The following is a 1,820-nucleotide window of genomic DNA, read 5'->3' on the forward strand; positions in this document are numbered from 1 at the left end:
GTACCAATGCAAGACCGGCTAGAATGAATTGGCCTGCAAAAAAGAAAAAACCGACCGCCATGGCAGAGACCGAGATCATCAAGATCCGGAAAATAAGCTGTAAATAGATATGTCTGCTTACCATTATTTCCCTAATTTTTTCATTTTGTTATACAGAGTCTGTCTGGAAACTCCCAACTGCTCAGCTGCGGCACTATAATTTCCCTCATTTTGGTTCAGGGCATTGGTTATCATCAACAGCTCCATTGCTTCAAGGGTTTCAGGCCCTGAATCGACCGATAGGGCCGTTTTTGAATGTAAAAGGAAATCTTCAGGTTTCAAAACACTTCCATCTGTAAGTATGACCGAACGTTCTATGGTATGCAATAACTCCCTAATGTTTCCCGGCCACGAATAGGACATCAGTTTTTCCTGTGCGGCTTGATTGATTCGCAATCCTTGTTTTCCATATTTAGAAGCGTATTTATTCAGGTAAAAATCAGCTAGCACCAAAACGTCCTCACCCCTTTCCCGCAGTGGTGGCACCTCAATTCTTATGGTATTGATACGGTATAGGAGATCTTCCCTAAAAAGGCCATCGGAGACCATTTGATCCAAGTTGCAATTGGTGGCACAAACTAAACGGATATCTACTGGAATCCGCTTATTTGAACCGACACGCACTATGGTCTTATTCTGAATGGCGGATAACAATTTGGCTTGGGCCTGCAGGGAGAGATTTCCAATCTCGTCCAAAAATAGGGTGCCTCCGTTAGCGGCCTCGAACTTTCCTGACCGATCTTCCTTTGCATCGGTAAATGAACCTTTGGTATGTCCGAAAAGTTCACTTTCAAAAAGGTTTTCGGAGATAGAACCCATATCTACCGAAATAAAGACCTCATTGCACCGGTTTGATAATTTATGCAGTTCACGTGCGATCAATTCCTTACCGGTTCCGTTTTCACCCGTCACCAATACGTTCACATCCGTTTTGGCGACCTTGCCCACCAGATTCAATATGGTATTCAGGGCCTTTGAGTTACCGATAATGTAATTCTTGTTTTGGTTGATGTGCTGCTTTAAGTTATGTTCCTTCTGCTTAAGTTGATAGACCTCCTTTTGGGATTTCTTCAACTCATAAGCCGATTTAACGGTGGCCAAAAGCTTGTCATTGTTCCAAGGTTTTAATATAAAATCGATGGCTCCTTCCTTTAAGGCTTTTACCGCCAGGTCGATAGCGCCATAGGCCGTCATCATGATCACAGACATCTGTGGGGCCTTCTTTCGTATTTCCCGTAACCAGAACAAGCCTTCATTACCCGTATTCACCCCTGCCGAGAAATTCATGTCCAATAAAACAATATCAAAATCGGTCAAGTCGGGAAAAGAAGAAATCTGGTTGGGGTTTGAAATGGTCTTTACCGCAGCGTATTCGAATTGCAATAGAATTTCCAAAGCACTCAGCACACTTTTATTGTCGTCAATGACCAGAATTTTTGCATCGAGCATAATTTACATTTTTAAGGAACCCGCTATCAAAATGCGAGCAACTTTTTCAATTCCCTTCTAAAACTACAATTTGAAATCATTAAATTGTACGAAGTGTCCAAATATATGACACTATCTGTACAATTATTTTACATTAGGGAGCCGATTTCACTAAAGAAATAACTATAATTAGCTTATAACTAGTTAGTTATAAACTTGGCACAACAATAGTAGTTCCGTTGGTATACCAATATCCTATGAATACTAAATTCAACATACTATTCACAATCCTTTTCATGCTTGGCTTAAGTCTATCTGCCCAAGAAAAATGGACCCTGGAAGCTTGTGTATCC

The 1,820-nt window shown here is 41.0% G+C and carries 1 protein-coding gene; it reads right to left on the reverse strand.

Translation table 11 applies throughout. From position 1 onward, the window contains the following. Positions 1-123 precede the first annotated feature (123 nt). Positions 124-1,488, reverse strand: a complete 1,365-nt coding sequence (locus WBM98_RS12685; protein WP_424366391.1) for a sigma-54-dependent transcriptional regulator — start codon at positions 1,486-1,488, stop codon at positions 124-126. Positions 1,489-1,820: the final 332 nt, after the last annotated feature.

This window comes from Maribacter sp. (assembly GCF_049667165.1).
Taxonomy (GTDB): domain Bacteria; phylum Bacteroidota; class Bacteroidia; order Flavobacteriales; family Flavobacteriaceae; genus Maribacter_A.

Bases quoted from the DNA above. Each gene is read 5' to 3' on its own strand.
- WBM98_RS12685 (WP_424366391.1), bottom strand. From the start codon at position 1,488: ATGCTCGATGCAAAAATTCTGGTCATTGACGACAATAAAAGTGTGCTG.